Origin of the sequence: Flavobacterium aureirubrum, assembly GCF_038739835.1 — a bacterium.
GTDB classification, from domain to species: domain Bacteria; phylum Bacteroidota; class Bacteroidia; order Flavobacteriales; family Flavobacteriaceae; genus Flavobacterium; species Flavobacterium aureirubrum.
In genome coordinates this window covers 1-19,265 of sequence record NZ_JBCGDO010000007.1, presented here as the reverse complement: position 1 = coordinate 19,265, position 19,265 = coordinate 1, and the positions used below count along the sequence as shown (strand labels likewise).

Sequence of the window (19,265 nt, the reverse complement as noted above, 5' to 3'; positions counted from 1 at the left end):
ACTAAATTTTTTAAAATACTTTGTAAACAAAAACCATTGCTGTATATTTACCTTTAATCAAGTAAAGATAATAGTAGCCACAATGAGTAATGAATTAAGTAGTCTGACAGACAATTTAGCAATCAAAAAAATAGTTGAACCCCAACTCAATATTATTTTAACCACAGACGAAGACGACGAACGACCAGTTTATATCTCAGGAAATTTCAACAATTGGGTAACGCAGGACAAAAAATTTGAAATGGATCGCGTTGGACAAGGCCTATATCACTATAAGTTTGCTCGCGATTTCAATTATCCCGATGAATTACTCTATAAATTTACGCGCGGTGATTGGAGTGAGGTTGAAATTGACAAATTCGGGAATCGTACCGAAAATAGAAGTTGCAAACAACACAATGGCGTCAGAAAAGAACATGTTGCTAAATGGCGACACAATTGGTTGCCTTTTAAATCAAAATTTTTACCTGAAGTACATCTTATTTCCGAAGAATTTGAAATCCCACAACTAAATAAAACCCGAAGAATTTGGGCGTTATTACCACATGACTACAAGACATCAACAGAACATTATCCGGTGTTATATCTTCAAGATGCTCAAAATTTGTTTAATGAAAAAGCCAAATATGGCAACTGGGAAATTGATAAAAAATTAGCCGTAATGGCGGAGTATAACATTGGGAAAATAATCGTTATTGCAGTGGAACATGCTGAAAAAGAACGCATAAAAGAATACAACGTTGGCAATACCGTTTTAGGAAATGGTCAAGGAAAAAAATACATTCGCTTTTTAACCGATACACTAAAACCTTTTGTAGACGATAATTTCAGAACGAAACCCGAACGAGAATTTACGGGAATTGGAGGAAGCTCAATGGGCGGATTAGTAAGTATTTTTTCTGGAATTATGTATCCTGAAGTTTTTGGAAAATTGATGATTTTTTCACCATCACTTTGGGTTGTTCCAAAAATAAAATTGTCTTTTCTAGATATGGATGAACCACAAGACATGAGAATTTATCTTTATGCTGGAGGCGATGAAAGTGCGACAATGATTGATCATGTAAAGCAGTTTAAAAAACGATTGCTAAAAAAAGAAGGCTACGAAGACAAAATGAAAATCCGTTTAAGTATCAATATGGAAGGAAAACACAACGAAGTCTATTGGAGTGACGAATTTCCCAAAGCTATTGAATGGTTGTATTTTAGTGATAAAAATGAGTAATTAAATCAAATCCTAAATATTAATAACTTGTTGAGCTTCTTGCTTCTTTCGTGTTCTTAGTGGTTAAGAAAAAAATAAAAAAATGAAAACAAAACAAATACAAAATCTGGATAATTTCTCAGGAACGATTTTAATTCCTGTTTTTGAAACATATGAAAAAAATATAATTCCCATAGAATATCACGGAATTTCTGTGCCATCAAAAGTATTTTATGGAAAGAAAGACACACATTATGTAGTAGAAAAATACGATTGTACTCATATCTTCATTGGATTAGGAAAAGAAATTGATTATAAATCAATTAAAATAATATTTAGAAGAATTGCTGCAAAACAAAAAGAACTTTTTAGCAAAAATCTTATTGTTGTTGTTCCAAATGAACTTAAAAACGAACAAGTAGAAGCCTTGTTCTCAGGATTAGTTTTAGGAACATATAATTTAGGACATTATAAAAAAACAGAAGCACATCCTTTTTTGACAAATGATTTTGTCTTTCAATATATTGCTAAAGAAAATCTAGACGAAATAATTTCAAAAGGAATTAAAATCGCACAAGCACAACTTGAAACATTCAACTTAGTTGATTTACCGCCTAATAAAGTAACACCTAAATACTTAGCCGATTGGGCAACCGAAACTGGAAAAAAATATGGTTTCAATGTAACTGTTTTTGGCAAAGAAAAAGCAACTGAAATTGGTTTGCATTCGTTCCTTTCCGTTGGGCAAGGAAGTGCTCGCGCACCACAATTTATAATTATGGAATACAATCCAGCCAACGCCAAAAAACATATTGGTTTGGTTGGAAAAGGAATTACGTTTGATACTGGTGGTTTGAATATTAAAACAGCTGGAATGGTGCAAATGAAATGCGATATGGCTGGAGCTGGAGCTGTTTTAGGCGCAATGCAATTGATAGCCGATTTGCAATTACCGTATCAAGTTACGGCAATTGTTCCTGCTTGTGAAAACTCTGTTGATGCGACTTCGTTTTTACCTAGTGATGTGATTAACAGTTATTCAGGTCATACCATTGAAATCATTGATACTGATGCCGAAGGTCGATTAATTCTTGCCGATGGTTTATCGTATTTAATTAAAAATTACAAACCCGAAACGGTTCTTGACTTAGCTACTTTAACTGGAAGTGTTGTGGGAACTTTAGGTTACGAATGCGCTGGTTTGTTCACTAACAATGAAGATTTATCCAAAAAACTGCAAAATTCAGGTAGCCAAATAGGAGAGAAGTTGTGGCAATTACCACTTTGGGACGATTATAAAGGCGATATCGATAGCGAAATTGCCGATGTAAAAAACTATTCAGGAAAACCTGTTGCTGGAGCAATTTCGGCAGCTAAATTTTTAGAATTTTTTACCGAAAAACATTCCTCTTGGGCACATCTTGACATTGCTGGAGTTGCTTTTGGCGACAGCGAATTTGCCAAAACCAAAACCGCTACGGCTTATGGCGTACATTTAATTACTAAATTCATCGAAAATCTATAGCATATGGAAAATCCAATCAAAAATTTTATTTGTATTTCCAATTATTTTAAAGGAAATGATTTTTTAATCAATTTAAAAAAACAAGGAAATCGTGTCTATTTAATTACCTCTGAAAAACTTCGTGATAAACCATGGGCAATGGAATATATTGATGAAATATTTTTCATGCCTGGACAAGATGTTGATTGGAATTTAGACGATTTGCTTGCAGGAGTTGCAGGTTTAATGCGTCATAAAAAAATTGATGGAATCGTTGCATTGGACGATTTTGATGTAGAAAAAGCAGCGTTTCTTCGTGAAAACCTTCGTATGCCTGGAATGGGACAAACCACTGGAAGATATTTCCGTGATAAACTCGCTATGCGCATGCGTGCCAAAGATGCAGGAATTCCAATTCCAGCGTTTAGTGCTTTATTCAACGATGAAGAAATCAATGAATTTGCCGATAGCGTTGACGCACCATGGGTTTTAAAACCGCGTTCCGAAGCTTCAGCATCAGGAATTATGAAAGTACATTCCAAAGAAGAATTGTGGCAAAAAATTCATGAATTAGGTAATGAAAATCGTATTAAATATTTGGTGGAACAATTCAAACCTGGCGCAGTTTATCATTGTGATGGTTTAAATTTAAAAGGTAAAACGTTATTTTCGATTACATCACAATATTTAGCAACACCAATGGAAATTTCGCAAGGTGGCGGCATTTTTAGAAGTGCCAATATTCCATACAATACCAAAGATGATAAAGAAATCAAAAAAGTAAACGAACAAGTTTTGAAAGCTTTTGGTATGCAACACGGTGCCAATCATACCGAGTTTATCAAATGCAATGATGACGGAAAAATTTACTTTTTAGAAACATCGTCGCGAGTTGGTGGCGCGCATTTAGCCGAAATGGTCGAAGCAGCTTCGAGTGTAAATCTTTGGAGCGAATGGGCAAAAATTGAAGATAGTTTAGTAAAAGGTAAAGAATATAAATTACCAAAAATAAACAAAGGCTTTGCCGGAATTGTATTGACTTTATCCAAATTTGAACATCCAGATTTATCGGGTTTCAACGATAGCGAAGTGTGTTTCCGTGTGCCGCTAGAATACCACGCTGGATTGATTGTAAAAAGCGATAATCACGCCAGAGTTCGTGAATTATTAGATGATTACGCCGAAAGATTGGTTCGAGATTTTGCTACCGTTGCACAACAAGAAGCGGTAAAAAAATTGCATTAATTAGTAACATAAAAATTCACAAATTATTAGTTTAAATTTTTCAATCTAAATTAATTGTTTTTTGAAACCATTAAGAGATTAAGAAAATTAAGCTCAACAATCTTAATGAAACTTAATATCTTAATGGTTTTATTAAATTGACTTTAATTTACGATTTAAAAAAAAAGTTTCTTGAAAACCTACACCAAACTCAACTTCCACAAACACACTTTTTGCCTTTGGCGAGAAGTTTCTTTTGCTGAAATTGAAAATCTACCGATAAATCACAAAAGCAAATCGGGTAGTGGTTATATTTTTACGGAAGTTGGTGTGTATCGAACTTCCAATCATTGGGGAAGAGCTGCCAATTGTCGCTGGCGATTAATAGCCGATGAAAACTTCAAATCGCAGCAAACTAAAGTTGGTTTTGCACATTGGACCGATTTCTATCCAAATGATGAAACCTCAAAATTGTTTTTTATAAAAGTAGATTTTAGTCCCGAAACTTCGGGAAAGGAAGTAAATTTTTATCATAAACTTTCACCAGATTATGAGCCGAAATATGTTCTAAGAAATGCTTCTGAAACTGCAAAAACCATTAAAGTCATTAAAGAAATTTTAACCGAAACCGCTTGGTCAAAGTATTTACAATTTGATGATTTGGAAGTATTGCGAAAAGAAATCGTAGAGAGATTGGTTACAACAGAAAAGAGTTTTTTGGAAATAAAAAAGATGTATCTCTAAGTTGTCATTTCGACGAAGGAGAAATCACATAATAGTCACTTCAATTCAACTTTTTGTATTGAATCGATATAGAGTTTTATATCCTATATAAAACTTGAATAAAATAATCATTATAAAGTCCGATACCGTTATATTTTTCTTTTACAATTTGTGCAGCTTCAGCCGAAGCCAAAAGATATTCTTCTGAATTATCATCTATAGAACTACTTAAACAAACCATTTTATAAATTGGATTAATTGGGTCAAGATTTCTTGCTTTTTCAAGTAACTCTTCTGCTTTTTTTTCATATTCGTCAAAATCTCCAAACTCATATGGAAAAATAGACATCGTGTAGCCAACAATAAAATTAAATTCAGGATTATTTGAGAATTTTGAATTACCATCAGAAAACATTTCTTTTAACCTTTCTTCTCGTTTTATTTTTTCAACAAAATCATTAGGCATATTTTCTATTATTATCCAAAGAAAAAAATAAAAATATTTCCAAACTTCGAAATCACTTTTATTTTGATTGTATAAATTATCATATTCTAGAAATGCTAACTCAAAATCATTACTATTTTCTAGTTCAATAATTTTAATAAGCTCTTTTTGCATAATTTCTTTTATGTTAATCTATTAAACCCATTCTTATTGGATTTCTCCTTCTACGAAATGACAAGTTTGTGTTTAAAATAATAGTAATTTAAACTACTTCTCAAACATTCCAACAGTTCCGCCAACCCAGTCTTTGTCTTTGTTAAATTTTACGCCAATCATTTCGCCACGACTTAGTCGAACTAAATTGGTTACTAATGTTGGTTTTCCGTCATCTTTTGGCCAAACGGCTAGCAAGCGAACTTCGGCTTTTACCAATCCGTCAGGACTTTGAATAATAGGTTTGTAATGTACTTTTTTCTGAAGAATGTATAAATCTTTTTCGGTCACGGCTTCGATATCTTCTCGTTTTACGTGGAAAATTACGCCACTTCCTGAGAAAGAGAACAAAGGTTTTAATACATAATTTTCTAAATCATTTGGAATTTCCTTTAAATCAGATAGGAGTGTGGTTTCTATAAAATACTTTCCTTTCAAATAAGGCAAAATAAATTTACTAATTCGGAAAAACCAGTTTGGATGTCCAGCCCATTCTACATCATAGCTTTTTGAGAAATCAAAATTGAGTTGCAAATCAGTGCGTAAATCCAATTCATCAAAAATCACACGGTTGTAAATTCGCTTTACTTGAATTTCTTCTCCTTTGTCATTTTTATAAAACAATTGATTTCCTTTTTCATATAATTCAGTTACACAAACAAAAGGTATTCCGATGTCTTTCTTGCAGTAATAAAAGTCGATTTTGGTATTTTGTTTCTCAGGTTCAATTTCCAGCAGAATTACATTTTCTATTGGAATGTTATTAGTAATAACTTCTTTAATTAAAGCCAAATAACTTTCTTGATTTAAACCATTCAAAAAAGGTGTGAGTTCTGATAAAAAAGGATAATGCGAAACGAATTTTTCGGATAAATGATTTTGAAAATTAAACAACGATGGAAATCCTTGTACTTCAATCAGCTTAGGAACGATTTTTCCATCTTCTTCACAAATTCCAAAATCGATGGCTAAAAATGTAGTATGATTATCCTCATTTGGTACTTTTCTGTTGAGTTCCAAAGCTCTTTCGGTTAAACTCTTGAAATCATCACGTTGAATAAAATCAATTACTTGTTGGCAACCTTCGAGCAATTGTTCTTTTAATTCATTGGGAATAAAAAAAGGTGTTTCTCCGATTCTAAAGGTTACTTTATAATCAAAATCAGAGTTAATGTCGTCAATAAAAGCATTGTATTTTTCTACTGAAAAAGCTTGGTTGAATTGATTTCTATAGTTGGTGTTCATTGGTTGAGTATTAAGACTAAAGTATTAAGACAGGAAAATTAAGTATTAAGATTTTGACAGTCAAAATATAGTCTTGATACTTAATACTTTTTACTTGATACTAATTAGATAACGTTTTTCTATGTTTCATCAAATCGTTTATAGCAATTCGGAGGAAATTCGGGATAATCGTTTCATTGGTTTTGTAGATTTTATCTTCGTCCAATAAATCCTCAAGCATGTCTCGGAATTTGGTTTTACCTTTCATCGCGATGATATTTTCTCTTTTTTCTTTGCTTTTAAGGTTAGCCACAAAGCTCAGGGCATCGGCTTCAGGATGGAATTGTAAACCCACAAATTCATTCGAAAATCGAACTCCCATAATCGCTCGTTCGTATTCAACATGATTTCGGATTTTTTCCAAAGCAATAATTTGAGCGCCTTTTTTCTTAAAAATACTCAATTTTGGTTGCACCACTTGATAATCTCTGCTATCGATAGCGTAAAATGGATTTTGTAAACCTTCAAGAACTGGATCGGTTGTTCCGTCTTCGGTTTTATGAATGGTCATTACGCCAAAAGAAGTTGATTTTCGTTTATTCAATGTAGCCAAACCAAAGTGATGACAAGCCATTTGAAACGAGTGACAAATGAATAAGACATGCTTTTTTGTCCCGACACTTCGGGATTGCTCTTTATTCCACTGCCACAATTGGTCGATAAAATCATACCATTTTAAATCCCAATTTCCATCGCCTTCTAATGGATTTCCTGGTCCGCCAGTGGAAATGTAGATGTCAAACTTTTTAATATCGGGGAACTGCGATTTTCCTCTAATATCAAAAATCTGAAACGTAACTATTTGGTTAAATCGATTGATAATGTCTATAATACAGCGCATTCCTTGATTGGGTTCGCCATTATACATGTCTAAAATCGCTATTTTGATGGTATTGTTCATTGGAATAAATTATTATGCAATAGTAACAAAAAAGAAATAATTTAAAGGGGTTTGGTAGAGATTCCGTTTTGATTAATTACACCGTATGAAAAATCATCTAATACAATACTCATATCTCGCCAAATAGTACCTTTAAAACTCTTAAAATAAATTGTTTTACCTACTTTTTTGATACTAAAAACAAAGTCAGAGATTGTTAATTCTTCTTGATCTTTATCGATGTCAATCATACCGTTTTGATTGAGATAAAATTCATTTTTGCTAATAGACATATCAATAAAATTTGTTCCAGAAACTTTTTGTAAAACAACTTTATTTCTTTGCAAAGAAATTTTTATTTCAAACTGAGGAACATCTTTTTGCGCCACAATAAAGTTAGAAAAAAATAAAGTAAATAAAAATAGTAATCTTAATGTTTTCATTTTTAAGTATTTAAAGTCCTTTAGTAAATTCTGTTGTAATCATGTCCACAACTTTTGATAAATCTTTGGTTTGTTCGAAAACACGCAATTGTTTATCAGCACCAGTTCCTTCATTCAAAATGGTATGAATGTAATTAATTTCGTCGCGACTGCCCAATTCATCAACTACATCGTCAATGAACTCCAACAATTCGTGTAATAAAAGTTTGGTTTCAACTTCTTCTTTCAGTCCAAAATCAATCATATTTCCTTCGATACCATATCGAGCGGCACGGAATTTATTTTCTCTGATTAAGGCAATTCGATAGATGTTAAAACTAGTATTTGAAACAGTTAATTTATACAATTTTGCTACAATAGCTTGAATAATTGCCACAATACACATGGCTTCATCCACAGTCAAACTCATATCGGTGATACGAAATTCAATCGTGTCATAGAAAGGATGCAAACGTAAATCCCACCAAATTTTCTTTGGATTATCAATACAACCTGTTTTTACCAACGTATCCAAATAGTTATCATACGACTGAACGCTATCAAAATATTCTGGTAAACCCGTTCGTGGAAATTTATCAAAAACTTTGGTTCTGAAGGATTTATAACCCGTATTTCTTCCTTCCCAAAAAGGAGAATTAGTAGAAAGCGCAAAAATATGTGGCAAAAAATACGTTGCTTGGTTCATCAATTGCAATCCAATGTCGCGATTTTCTATACCAACATGGCAATGCATTCCAAATATTAAGTTAGAACGAGCCGCATCTTGCAATTCGTTAACAATATGATGATAACGCGGATCATCAGTGATTGGTTGGTCTTGCCAACGAGAGAAAGGATGCGTTCCTGCACCACCAACTACCAATCCTTGTTTATGAGCAAGTTCAACGATTTTACTTCTTAGAAATCGAATTTCGTCTTTAGCTTCTTTTACATTTTTACAAATATTGGTTCCCACTTCAACAACAGATTGGTGCATTTCAGCTTTTACCTGTTCGTTTAAAATGATTTTTGCACCATCTACAATTTTGGATAAATGAGAGCGCAAATCACGTGTTTCAGGATCAATTATTTGGTATTCTTCTTCCACACCAAGTGTGAATATTGGTAATTTTTTTGACATAATCATTACTTTTAGTGTTCAGTAGCAGTCGCAGTTCTCAGTATGTTTACTGATTACTGAGACTAAAAACTATTTAACAGAATCCTTGATAAATGTTCCCCAAGTGAGGTTCATTTTTCCGTCTTTGTGTTTTTTAGCAAAATCTATCGCCATTTTAGCCGCTTCTTCTACAACCCATTCAAAATTTTCAGCACCAACCGAAGTGTATTCTGCATCTGGAGCTGGATTTCCAAAATCAATTGCGTAAGGAATTCCGTCGCGAACAGCAAATTCTACTGTATTGAAATCATATCCTAAGCCTTTACAAAGACGAAGTGTGTAATCTTTAATAGTTGCCATTAGTTTTTTATCCGTATTTGGGTTTTCAACTACATAGCGCAAATGATGCGGATTTCTTGGTTCATAAGGCATTATACGAACGGCTTTTCCACCTAAACAATACACTCTATAATAGTCTTGAAAAACAATTTCTTCTTGCAGAAGCATTACTAATTGTCCCGTTTCTTGGTGTTTTTGCCAAAATTCTTCTTTGTTTTCTAATCGATAAACGTTTTTCCATCCACCGCCAGCATAAGGTTTCATATAAGCTGGAAATCCGATGTAGTCAAAAATGCCATCCCAATCCATAGGATATTTAAGATTTCTAAATGATTTGGAAGTGGTATCAGTTGGATGTTCAGCTGAAGGAAGTATTACGGTATTTGGCAATGGAACACCAAGTGTATCAGCTAGCGCATTATTGAAGAACTTATCATCAGCACTCCACCAAAACGGATTGTTAATTACATTGGTTCCAGTTAACGCTGCATTTTTTAAATAAGCACGATAGAACGGAACGTCTTGCGAAATTCTATCGATAATTACAGCATATTCGCCACCTTTGTTTTGCACCACTTTGTCAATAGTCACTGCCTCGGCAACTATACCTTTTACATTTTTTGAATTTACTCTGTCTATAAATGCTTGCGGAAAAGTATCTTCCATTCCGAATAAAATTCCAATCTTTTTCATAATTCTGCTATTAGTTGATTATAATTTTTGTTTTAAAATTTATTTACGCTTATTGAATTTTTTATTTTGTTTAAACCAAACGCGATTCGGCTTTATACTTTCTTTGTTTTGCTTAAACCAAACTCGATTCGGCTTTCTACTTTCTTTATTTTGCTTAAACCAAACTCGATTCGGCTTTCTACTTTCTTTATTTTGTTTAAACCAAACTCGATTCGGCTTTCTACTTTCTTTGTTTTGCTTAAACCAAACTCGATTCGGCTTTATACATTCTTTGTTTTATTTAAACCAAACTCGATTCGGCTTACTACTTTCTTTGTTTTGCTTGAACCAAACTCGATTCGGTTTACTACTTTCTTTGTTTTATTTAAACCAAACTCGATTTGGTTTATTATTTTAGAAAAATTTAATTCTAGATAAATAGTGAGGAAACATTTCTCTCCAAACCGGCCAATCGTGTTCTCTATCCTGACGAATATCAAGCCAATGTGGAACGTCTTTTTGAGCTAAAACTTTACTTAATTTCAAATTAGAATCTAGACAAATATCCCAATTGGATGTTCCTAGAATAATATCCATATTCCATAATTCGCCATCGTTTAATCCGTGTAGATAATCTTCGGGTGAATTGTAGAATACATCATCATCCCAATGTCCATCCATAAAACTTTTGATAGAAAAAGCACCGCTCATGGAAAACATGTGGCTAACATAACCTGGATGACGAAAGGCGAAGTTAGCTGCGTGATATCCTCCAAAACTACAGCCTGCGACAGCTACTTTTCCGGCATGAGTATTGTTTTTAACACGTTCTACAATTTCGTGGCAAATCATTTTATCATACCACATATGATTACGAATGCGATGTACTGGATGAATATTTCTATTGTAAAAACTGTCTTTATCAATACTGTCTGGACAAAAAATTTGTATCAGTCCGTTTTCAATATACCATCGAGCACTATCTATTAATCCTTGGTCTTTATTTTCGTGAAAACTTCCCATAGAAGTAGGGAATAGGATGATTGGGTATCCTGAATGACCAAAAACTAGCATCTGTATTTCACGGCTTAAATTGGGTGAATACCATTTAAAATATTCTTCTTTCATAAATGTTTAATAGTTTTAACAATTATAATAAAAAATATGTTGTGAAAAGAATAAAAATTTGCGTTCAGTCAATAATTATGATATAATTTTTATTGATTACAAGTTTGTGGAAATTATTTAAAAAAAACAGAAAATCAGCACAGGGAATTTTATTTTCCTTAATAAAAATTGACTTTTTTTAATTTTCAAAACAGTAGGAAAAAGAAAAAACAGGAAATTAATCGTGCAGAAATGTTACGAATTTGATATTTACTAGTTAAGCTCGATTAACTGCACTTGGCTTTTTAGTCTTTCAACGAGCATATTCATCATTCGTTTATTTAAATTTGAAGAATTTAATATATACTCCGCATATTCGTCTAGAGTAAAAAAAGCTATTATCATTCCTTTTAATGCATTTCTAAATTTAATGTCTCGCTGAATAACATTTTCTATGTAATTTAATTTTTTATCAGGACTAAGACTAAAAAACACACTTTTCTGTTTTACAGCATAGTTGATAAATACTTGAATTAGTAAATCATTTTGTAGTTTAAGAATTGGTCGTAATGTTTTATTTTGAAATGCTTCCTCAACAGAAGATTGGTTAAAAATTGAACCAATTGCATTGCCTCTTAATTCAAGTACCGTGATATCTCGAGTTTCCATTTTTTTATTATAAAGTTATAAAAAAACCTCTGCTAAAAAGCAGAGGTTAAATTATAGTTATTAATAATTATTTGTTAATTATTTTATCTTGAATACAACTTTTCGAACCAATCTTCTTGCGTATTCAGAGTCTTTATCTACAGAGTCATCCACACCATTTCCAACGATATTTAATCTAGACTCGCTAATTCCTGATTTCATCAATATAGTTTTAACACTTTGTGCTCTGTCGCTTGATAATTTAATGTTTTTATCAGAATTTCCTAGTTCATCGGCATAACCAATTATATCAACAGATTTACTAGGATTATTTCTTAAATAATTTAAAATAAATCCTATGTTGTCGGATGATTCGTTAGTTGGTTGTTTACTACCAGAGTTAAAATAAGCAGCGATATAACCGTCATTTATAAGTTTATCTAGCATTCCATCGTTAATACCTGTCTTATTGTTATTATTGTTGATAGAGTTGTCAACATATTTCTCTAAATCATCGGCAACACCATTATTGTTCTTATCAACCATTCTACCTTTAGTATCTACAGCAACGCCTGCGATTGAATTGTTTTCAACATCTAGGTAATCTGGTACGCCATCTTTATCGCTATCATTCATCAGACCTTCAATTTCGCCAATTCTACTATTTAAAGAGTCAAGCTTTGCATCATTTTTGTCTTCAATAATTGCCCAATCTCCGTGAATTTTTCCTTTACCTAAAGCAACAGAAATACCTAATGAAGTACGAACTAAACTTCCAGTTAAATTATTATTAGGTTCTGAAAAGGTAACTCCATCCCAATTATAATGTTGTCTAATATTTGAATTGATCGTAAAATCAGCAAAAACACTAACATTTTTAAGAATTCTAAATTGAGGTGATAATCCAGCAACAGCGCCGCCATTCCATTCTGTTTTATCTTGTGGTCCCATTCCGGGCGTCATACTAGATATGTTAAAACCAAAATGGAATAACAGTCCAAAACGACCAGATTGTTTTTGGATGTCAAATAATCGCATCAAATTTGTTACACCTTCGGCAGTAAATTGATGATGAGCCATTTGAAAAGGTAAACTACCAGAACCATTTTGTTCTTGTAAATTATCGATGTTAACATTTGCTTTCACACCAAATTTTGGACTGAACATATAACGTGCTCCAATGCTGTATGAGTTAATAGCTATTCCTCCAAAAGAGCTACCAGGTTTGTTTCCGTAATAGCCTACAGTATATGGTTTAGAACCTTTTGCTTGACCAAAACTTGCTTCAATTGACCATCTATTAAATCGTTCACCAACTGCTTCATTTACTGGTTCAACGTTAATCAGTTCTTGGTTTTTTTTCTTATTTTCATCTTTCTTTTGTGCGTTAATAAATGTTGTAATGCACAAAAATGGTACTAAAATTAGTAAGTATTTCTTCATTAGAATTAAATTAAATTATTAAATTAAGTTAATAACCTTACAAATATAATTTTTTCCAATTGATAATCAATTTTTTTAGGTAGAAAGAGGAAAAAAAATCAAAAATTAAATAATAAAATCACTTTTTCCTGATGGCATTTCATAAATTTCCAATGAAAAGTATTGAATAGAAGCAAAAATATGATCCATTATATCAGCCATGATATATTCATAATTTTCAAATCTTTTATCACTTGAAAACGCGTAGATCTCAAGTGGAATTCCATGTGGCGTAGGTTGTAACTGTCTGCAAAGTACAATCATTTCTTTATTCAATCCAGGATATTGATATAGATATTGGGTGATGTATTTACGAAACAACCCAAAATTTGTCATGTTTCTACCATTTATAAGTATTGACTTATCTATTTGATGTGTATCATTAAATTTATCAATTTCCATTTGGCGATTTTCGATGTAACTGCTTACCAATTGTATTTTTTTTAGTTCTTCCAATTCACTTTTATTTAAAAAACGAATTGTATTGGCTTTTATTAAAATATGTCTTTTAATTCTTCTTCCACTTGAATTAATCATACCACGCCAATTTCTGAAAGAGTCTGAAATCATGCTGTAGGTAGGAATAGTTGTCGTGGTATTGTCAAAATTTCTAACCTTAACAGTAGCTAGGTTTATTTCGATTACGTCACCATCTGCACCGAATTTATCAAAAGTAATCCAATCGCCAATTCTAACCATATCATTTAAAGAAACTTGTACGCTGGCTACAAAACCTAAGATAGTATCCCTAAAAATTAATATAATTATTGCAGAAATAGCACCAAATGTTCCTAACATTTTCCCTGTACTGATATCAAAAACTTTTGACACTATTACAACAAAGCCAAAAACCCAAAGCACAATCATAATTACTTGAATGTAACTATCAATAGGTTTATCACTAAATGAAGGATTTTGTTTTAAATAATCTTTAAGTGCATTGAAAATAGTTTTAATAATCCAAAGACTAAGAATGACGATATAGATTCCAACTAGCTTGCCAAATATAGTTTCCCAATAAACAAAATCTTGTAAAATGATTGGAACAGACTTATATATAAAAAGAAGAGGAATTAAATGTGCCGTATATTTTGCGGTTTTATTTGAAACCAGTAAATCGTCAAATTTAGTTTTTGTTTTTCTTGCTAATGCAATCATAAATCTAACCAAGAAATATCTGGATGCTAAAAAAATAGTATAAGATAAAATTGAAAGTAATAAAACATTGACAAACAGACTTAAATAGGAGGAAAGCGTTTCATCAAAATCAAGGTTTTTAAAAATGGGATAACTCCATCCAAATATTTTTTCAGTGATTTTATGCATTTCTTACATATTTTTTTTCAACATAAAAAGTAGCAAAAGGAAGCAGAGAAGCTAACTGTACAATTAACAATTCTTTAAAACTCCATTTTTGATTATTTCTAATAATAAATGCCAGTAAAACATAACCCATGAACAATAGTCCATGGCTCATTCCAACAGGAAACAACAAGGTTTTGTATAATGTTAGATTTTGTGGTTTAATAACTAACATATTAAAGAATAAAATTAAATATGAAATGCCTTCAGCAATGGCTACAAATTTGAAAAGTTTAATCATGATGTAATTTTTAATGCCAAAATTAAGTAATAACATTTATACAGATACTAAAAAGCCAGTACTTTTGTACGTATACATTTAAAATGAGCAAAAGAGATTTAAAAAAATACCTCAGTGAACTTACCAAAGAGCAATTAGAAGAACAAATAATTGAGTTATATCATAAATTTAATGATGTAAAAACATACTATGACTTTGTTTTCAATCCTAATGAAGATAAATTGTTAGAAGAAGCAAAATTTAAAATTTCAAACGAATATTTTCCAATTAGAGGGAAAAGACCCAAAATGCGTCGTTCTGTTGCGCAAAAGTTCATAAAACAATTCACTAAACTTGGAGTTGATGCTTTCATTATTGCCGATTTAATGCTTTATAATTTAGAAATTGTTCAAACCTACTCTTCTGAAAAAATAATAAAAAATGAAACATTTTATAAAAGCATGCTCATTTCTTTTCAACAAGCTATTGCTTTTTTAATCGAAAACGGAATTTTACAAGATTTTAAAAGTAGAGCAGAAGCAATTAAAGAGGAAACTATTGAGCAAAACTGGGTCAATGCTTCCGATTTTAATGCTATTGTCGAGCGTTTTGAATATTAAGTTTCAGTTATTTTAGCTGAAAACTGTGAGTGAAGTGTTTTTTAAATGTACTTTTGCAAAATTGTAAAAATACATATGGTTAACAAAGATTTAAGTATCGAAATTGAAGAAAAAAAGGAACTTTACGGTTACCAAAAAGGCGATATTGACAAAATTTTTGAACGATTAGACAACGCTCCAAGCGATTACCACTTATTGTATCAACTTCCAACTGGTGGAGGAAAAACCGTTATTTTTTCAGAAATTGTTAGACGGTTTTTATCAAAACACGATAAAAAAGTCGTTGTATTAACGCATCGCATAGAACTGTGCAAGCAGACCTCAAAAATGCTAAAAGGTTTTGATGTAAAAAACAAAATTATCAATAGCAAAATAAAGGAATTGCCCGATCAAAACGAATATTCTTGTTTTGTGGCAATGGTGGAAACACTTAAAAATCGTTTAAATGACGAAAAATTAATGATTGATAACGTTGGATTAGTAATTATTGATGAAGCGCATTATAATTCATTCAGAAAATTATTTAGCCAGTTTAAAAAATCTTTCATCCTTGGTGTAACTGCAACGCCATTAAGCTCAAATATCAAATTGCCAATGCATCATAATTACAGTGAATTAATCGTTGGTGATACTATTCAATCATTAATAGACAAAGGTTTTTTAGCAAAAGCTACAACTTACAGTTATGACGTTGGTTTAACATCGCTCAAGGTTGGAATAAATGGAGATTACACTGTAAAATCTTCCGATGATTTATACATGAATATGGTTATGCAAGAAAAATTACTCCATGCTTACACAGAAAAATCACTCAGAAAAAAAACACTTATTTTTAACAATGGGATCAATACTTCATTGTATGTATATCAAACTTTTAAAGAAGCAGGATTTCCAATAAAACATTTAGACAATACAACATCAGCAGAGGACAGAAAAGATATTTTGCAATGGTTTAAGAAAACGCCCGACGCTATTTTAACCTCAGTAGGTATATTGACAACAGGATTTGACGAACCTACAGTGGAAAGTATTATTTTAAACAGAGCCACAAAATCATTGACATTATATTTTCAAATGATTGGTCGTGGTTCAAGAAAACTAGCAAACAAAGACAGTTTTATAGTTATAGATTTAGGAAATAATGCTTTACGATTTGGTTTGTGGAACGACCCAATAGATTGGCAACATATTTTTAAATCGCCCGAGTTTTATTTGGAAAATCTAAGAGATGATGCTGAAATTGAATCTCATTTTAAGTATACAATGCCCGAAGCTATAAGAAAAATGTTTTCTAAATCAACAGAAATAACTATCGATATTGAAGCTGAATTTAAAAAAATTACCGCCAAGAATTTGCGTTCAAAAGAAGTAATTGATAGATCTATTGACCAACACGCTTTAATGTGTGTGGATAATACAACTGATTTGACAGCAGCTCGGATGTTATCAAAGCTATTAAATGATGATATTGAAAGTCGCGTCATACGATATGTCAATTGTCTCGGAAAAACTAGTAAAAATTATCGTGAATGGCTAATTGAAGACTATAAAACCAAACTTAATATAGCTATTGGCAAAAAATACAGAGAGCGTTTAATTTTTTGATTTTTACGACATTTTTCAACTAAAATTATCTCAATTTTCTGTTTTCTTACTATCAATTTTCGATTTCACCACTTTTAAAGTGTGCACTACATCGATGTATTTTTCACCTAAATGCAGTTCGTCGATGATATTTTTAATTTTAACAGATATATTGTCAGAAATAGTAATTACTGCAAATTTCGAAATAAATTTGTACTGTGATTGTTAGCCAAATAGTAATTCTAAAAACATTTTTTTAACAATTGTTCAACCAATAAATAAAGTATAACATTATGAAGAAAAAATATGACATATTATTGATTTTAGAAGGAACTTATCCATTTAATGGTGGTGGAGTTTCAACTTGGTCACATATGTTGTGTAATGATGTTAGCAATGCAAACTTTTCTTTATATTCGATTAATGCTAATTATGAGTTGAAACCAAAGTATGAGCTAGGAGAAAACGTTAAAAAAATAATACAAGTTCCTTTATGGTCGCCACTTGAGCCGCAAGAAATGATTGATTATGGCAAAAAGTTTCACAAAATTGTTCGAATAAAAGAAAAATCAGATGATAAAGACATAATTGAAAAATTTATTCCAATTTTTAGAAGGCTAATCAAAAGTATATATTCTGACACACGAGTTGCTTCTGATTTTGATGTGATTATGTTTTTGATGTGGGAATATTTCCAAACGCACGATTACAAAAAAAACCATGCTACACGAGGAAGTTTGGAGTACATTTTGTTCGCTTGTTAAAGAAATTATTTTTAAAGATAACGAGAAAGCAACATTATATGATTTAACATTGGGAATGAGATGGATTTATCGTTTTTTAATTCCAATTTCAATAGATGTTCCTAAGGTAGATATTTCACATTTAACAATTTCTGGTTTTCCTGTTATTCCTGCCTTAGTTTTAAAATATAAATACAACACGCCAATTATTGCAACTGAACATGGTGTATTCATAAGAGAACGATTAATTGCAATAAATACATCAGAATATTCATTTTTCCTGAAAAAATTATTAATTCGTTTTTCTGAGAGTATAACAGAATTAGTTTACTATAAAGCCGATGCTATATTATCAGTAAATAAATTCAATATGAGTTGGGAAAAAATGTATGGTGCTAATCCTGATAAAATAGATGTTATTTATAACGGTGTAGACCATAATTTATTTTCGCCTTCGCCTAAACCTGAAAATTTAAGAGATGTTCCCACGGTTGTTGCTGCGGCTAGAATCTTTGAATTGAAAGATATAATTACCATGATTAAATCATGTGGTGAAGTTAAAAAGTCAATACCAAATGTTCAATATTTGGTTTATGGTGATAATAATGCCGTTCCTGAATATACCAAAGAGTGTACCGATTTAATTGCTCAGCTTGGACTTGAAGAAAATTTCAAATTAGCCGGTTATCATGCAAAACCACACCAATTATTTTGTGAAGGCGATATTTCAATTTTAACTTCTATATCAGAAGGATTTCCTTATACAGTTATTGAGTCAATGAGTTGTGGAATTCCGGTTGTAGCTACTGACGTTGGTGGAGTTTCTGAAGCATTAGATGCTTCATGTGGATTTATATGCAAACCTAAAGATTATATCGAAATTGGAAGCAGAGTTGTAGAATTACTTCAAAATGAACAATTGCGTTTACAAATGGGCAAAAATGCCCGTAAAAAAGTAATCGATAATTTTACGATTGATAAATTCATTAAAGGATATGAAAACGCTTATGAGAAAGTTATAGCTCACAAACAAGTTCAAATGCCTCACCCAATTTTCATACCAGTGGAAGCTCAAGAAGCTTCGTAATTCTTTAGATAAAAAAGAGTTTTCATTTTTGCCCTAACCTACCACATTGAAAAATCAATTTGATAACATAGAATTTTTGATGCACAACATCAAAGATAAAGTTGGTAAGCCTGTAAGTACGAGAGTAGTCATGGCTACCATTGAGTCTTTGGGTATCCGAGATATTGATGTGCCAGAGGATTACGGGTTTGAGTCTATAAAATCTCTTGCTGAATATATCTTTCGCGAAATAAACGCTCTTCCTGATTATAAAGATAACCCGTTGGGTGTAATTAAATTATTTGATTTTTAATATTATTTATTGGTCTATCAAAGATGAATTTATTGATATATTGAACTAAAGTTAATGCTGTAATTTTTGCTAATATTCTTGTTTTAAAAC

20 protein-coding genes and 1 pseudogene are annotated in these 19,265 nt (G+C 31.6%); 9 read left to right on the top strand and 12 right to left on the bottom strand.

The window, feature by feature from the left end:
- Positions 1-82 precede the first annotated feature (82 nt).
- The 4 genes from WFZ85_RS06980 to WFZ85_RS06965 all read left to right on the top strand — a co-directional run bounded on the left by WFZ85_RS06980 (position 83) and on the right by WFZ85_RS06965 (position 4,676).
- A complete protein-coding gene (locus tag WFZ85_RS06980) occupies positions 83-1,225 on the top strand; it encodes an alpha/beta hydrolase (protein ID WP_342695575.1) in 1,143 nt (380 codons plus the stop codon).
- 82 nt (positions 1,226-1,307) lie between these two features.
- Complete coding sequence (locus WFZ85_RS06975) at positions 1,308-2,729, top strand: leucyl aminopeptidase family protein (RefSeq protein WP_342695574.1); 1,422 nt, start codon at positions 1,308-1,310, stop codon at positions 2,727-2,729.
- Positions 2,730-2,732: 3 nt separating this feature from the next.
- A complete protein-coding gene (locus WFZ85_RS06970) occupies positions 2,733-3,953 on the top strand; it encodes an ATP-grasp domain-containing protein (protein WP_342695573.1) in 1,221 nt (406 codons plus the stop codon).
- Between the two features lie 171 nt (positions 3,954-4,124).
- Positions 4,125-4,676, top strand: a complete 552-nt coding sequence (locus WFZ85_RS06965; protein WP_342695572.1) for a hypothetical protein — start codon at positions 4,125-4,127, stop codon at positions 4,674-4,676.
- 76 nt (positions 4,677-4,752) lie between these two features.
- On the opposite strand, the gene WFZ85_RS06960 is transcribed toward WFZ85_RS06965, so the two are convergent.
- From WFZ85_RS06960 to WFZ85_RS06910, 11 genes are all read right to left on the bottom strand, one after another.
- Complete coding sequence (locus WFZ85_RS06960) at positions 4,753-5,274, bottom strand: hypothetical protein (protein ID WP_342695571.1); 522 nt, start codon at positions 5,272-5,274, stop codon at positions 4,753-4,755.
- Between the two features lie 93 nt (positions 5,275-5,367).
- Positions 5,368-6,558 carry a hypothetical protein gene (locus WFZ85_RS06955; protein WP_342695570.1) on the bottom strand — a complete coding sequence of 397 codons (1,191 nt, stop codon included), beginning with the start codon at positions 6,556-6,558 and terminating at the stop codon, positions 5,368-5,370.
- 100 nt (positions 6,559-6,658) lie between these two features.
- Positions 6,659-7,498 (bottom strand): type 1 glutamine amidotransferase, encoded by an 840-nt coding sequence (locus WFZ85_RS06950; protein WP_342695569.1) that lies wholly within the window; start codon positions 7,496-7,498, stop codon positions 6,659-6,661.
- A 41-nt stretch (positions 7,499-7,539) separates the two neighbouring features.
- A complete protein-coding gene (locus WFZ85_RS06945) occupies positions 7,540-7,920 on the bottom strand; it encodes a hypothetical protein (protein ID WP_342695568.1) in 381 nt (126 codons plus the stop codon).
- A 10-nt stretch (positions 7,921-7,930) separates the two neighbouring features.
- Positions 7,931-9,040, bottom strand: a complete 1,110-nt coding sequence (locus WFZ85_RS06940) for a carboxylate-amine ligase (RefSeq protein ID WP_342695567.1) — start codon at positions 9,038-9,040, stop codon at positions 7,931-7,933.
- A gap of 69 nt (positions 9,041-9,109) precedes the next feature.
- Entirely contained in the window at positions 9,110-10,051 is a 942-nt protein-coding gene (locus WFZ85_RS06935; protein WP_342695566.1) for an ATP-grasp domain-containing protein, read from the bottom strand.
- 393 nt (positions 10,052-10,444) lie between these two features.
- Positions 10,445-11,158, bottom strand: coding sequence for an esterase family protein (locus WFZ85_RS06930; RefSeq protein WP_342695565.1), 714 nt, complete (start codon positions 11,156-11,158; stop codon positions 10,445-10,447).
- A 252-nt stretch (positions 11,159-11,410) separates the two neighbouring features.
- On the bottom strand, positions 11,411-11,806 hold the full coding sequence (locus tag WFZ85_RS06925; protein ID WP_342695564.1) for a glyoxalase: 396 nt from the start codon (positions 11,804-11,806) through the stop codon (positions 11,411-11,413).
- 78 nt (positions 11,807-11,884) lie between these two features.
- Positions 11,885-13,228, bottom strand: a complete 1,344-nt coding sequence (locus WFZ85_RS06920) for an OmpA family protein (RefSeq protein ID WP_342695563.1) — start codon at positions 13,226-13,228, stop codon at positions 11,885-11,887.
- A 105-nt stretch (positions 13,229-13,333) separates the two neighbouring features.
- A complete protein-coding gene (locus tag WFZ85_RS06915; RefSeq protein ID WP_342695562.1) occupies positions 13,334-14,593 on the bottom strand; it encodes a mechanosensitive ion channel family protein in 1,260 nt (419 codons plus the stop codon).
- Positions 14,586-14,870 carry a DUF3817 domain-containing protein gene (locus WFZ85_RS06910; protein ID WP_342695561.1) on the bottom strand — a complete coding sequence of 95 codons (285 nt, stop codon included), beginning with the start codon at positions 14,868-14,870 and terminating at the stop codon, positions 14,586-14,588. Before WFZ85_RS06910 ends, WFZ85_RS06915 begins: the two co-directional genes overlap by 8 nt.
- 83 nt (positions 14,871-14,953) lie before the next feature.
- Here WFZ85_RS06910 and WFZ85_RS06905 point away from each other — a divergent pair, with 83 nt between their 5' ends.
- The 5 genes from WFZ85_RS06905 to WFZ85_RS06885 all read left to right on the top strand — a co-directional run bounded on the left by WFZ85_RS06905 (position 14,954) and on the right by WFZ85_RS06885 (position 19,175).
- Positions 14,954-15,469, top strand: coding sequence for a DUF6155 family protein (locus WFZ85_RS06905; RefSeq protein ID WP_342695560.1), 516 nt, complete (start codon positions 14,954-14,956; stop codon positions 15,467-15,469).
- Between the two features lie 75 nt (positions 15,470-15,544).
- On the top strand, positions 15,545-17,074 hold the full coding sequence (locus WFZ85_RS06900) for a DEAD/DEAH box helicase (protein WP_342695559.1): 1,530 nt from the start codon (positions 15,545-15,547) through the stop codon (positions 17,072-17,074).
- Between the two features lie 272 nt (positions 17,075-17,346).
- Entirely contained in the window at positions 17,347-17,817 is a 471-nt protein-coding gene (locus WFZ85_RS06895; RefSeq protein ID WP_342695558.1) for a DUF3492 domain-containing protein, read from the top strand.
- A complete protein-coding gene (gene pelF / locus WFZ85_RS06890; RefSeq protein WP_342695557.1) occupies positions 17,774-18,883 on the top strand; it encodes a GT4 family glycosyltransferase PelF in 1,110 nt (369 codons plus the stop codon). Before WFZ85_RS06895 ends, pelF begins: the two co-directional genes overlap by 44 nt.
- A gap of 46 nt (positions 18,884-18,929) precedes the next feature.
- Entirely contained in the window at positions 18,930-19,175 is a 246-nt protein-coding gene (locus WFZ85_RS06885; protein ID WP_342695556.1) for a hypothetical protein, read from the top strand.
- On the opposite strand, the pseudogene WFZ85_RS06880 reads toward WFZ85_RS06885, so the two are convergent.
- Positions 19,156-19,265: pseudogene (locus tag WFZ85_RS06880) on the bottom strand (IS982 family transposase); the annotation flags it as partial. The gene WFZ85_RS06885 and the pseudogene WFZ85_RS06880 overlap by 20 nt on opposite strands.

What these genes read in the sequence shown, in the direction of transcription:
- WFZ85_RS06945 (WP_342695568.1), bottom strand. Translation starts at nt 7,920, where the DNA reads ATGAAAACATTAAGATTACTATTTTTATTTACTTTATTTTTTTCTAAC.
- WFZ85_RS06925 (WP_342695564.1), bottom strand. Translation starts at nt 11,806, where the DNA reads ATGGAAACTCGAGATATCACGGTACTTGAATTAAGAGGCAATGCAATT.
- WFZ85_RS06900 (WP_342695559.1), top strand. Translation starts at nt 15,545, where the DNA reads ATGGTTAACAAAGATTTAAGTATCGAAATTGAAGAAAAAAAGGAACTT.
- pelF (WP_342695557.1), top strand. Translation starts at nt 17,774, where the DNA reads ATGCTACACGAGGAAGTTTGGAGTACATTTTGTTCGCTTGTTAAAGAA.
- WFZ85_RS06935 (WP_342695566.1), bottom strand. Translation starts at nt 10,051, where the DNA reads ATGAAAAAGATTGGAATTTTATTCGGAATGGAAGATACTTTTCCGCAA.
- WFZ85_RS06970 (WP_342695573.1), top strand. Translation starts at nt 2,733, where the DNA reads ATGGAAAATCCAATCAAAAATTTTATTTGTATTTCCAATTATTTTAAA.
- WFZ85_RS06955 (WP_342695570.1), bottom strand. Translation starts at nt 6,558, where the DNA reads ATGAACACCAACTATAGAAATCAATTCAACCAAGCTTTTTCAGTAGAA.
- WFZ85_RS06950 (WP_342695569.1), bottom strand. Translation starts at nt 7,498, where the DNA reads ATGAACAATACCATCAAAATAGCGATTTTAGACATGTATAATGGCGAA.
- WFZ85_RS06910 (WP_342695561.1), bottom strand. Translation starts at nt 14,870, where the DNA reads ATGATTAAACTTTTCAAATTTGTAGCCATTGCTGAAGGCATTTCATAT.
- WFZ85_RS06960 (WP_342695571.1), bottom strand. Translation starts at nt 5,274, where the DNA reads ATGCAAAAAGAGCTTATTAAAATTATTGAACTAGAAAATAGTAATGAT.
- WFZ85_RS06915 (WP_342695562.1), bottom strand. Translation starts at nt 14,593, where the DNA reads ATGCATAAAATCACTGAAAAAATATTTGGATGGAGTTATCCCATTTTT.
- WFZ85_RS06920 (WP_342695563.1), bottom strand. Translation starts at nt 13,228, where the DNA reads ATGAAGAAATACTTACTAATTTTAGTACCATTTTTGTGCATTACAACA.
- WFZ85_RS06895 (WP_342695558.1), top strand. Translation starts at nt 17,347, where the DNA reads ATGAAGAAAAAATATGACATATTATTGATTTTAGAAGGAACTTATCCA.
- WFZ85_RS06940 (WP_342695567.1), bottom strand. Translation starts at nt 9,040, where the DNA reads ATGTCAAAAAAATTACCAATATTCACACTTGGTGTGGAAGAAGAATAC.
- WFZ85_RS06905 (WP_342695560.1), top strand. Translation starts at nt 14,954, where the DNA reads ATGAGCAAAAGAGATTTAAAAAAATACCTCAGTGAACTTACCAAAGAG.
- WFZ85_RS06975 (WP_342695574.1), top strand. Translation starts at nt 1,308, where the DNA reads ATGAAAACAAAACAAATACAAAATCTGGATAATTTCTCAGGAACGATT.
- WFZ85_RS06930 (WP_342695565.1), bottom strand. Translation starts at nt 11,158, where the DNA reads ATGAAAGAAGAATATTTTAAATGGTATTCACCCAATTTAAGCCGTGAA.
- WFZ85_RS06980 (WP_342695575.1), top strand. Translation starts at nt 83, where the DNA reads ATGAGTAATGAATTAAGTAGTCTGACAGACAATTTAGCAATCAAAAAA.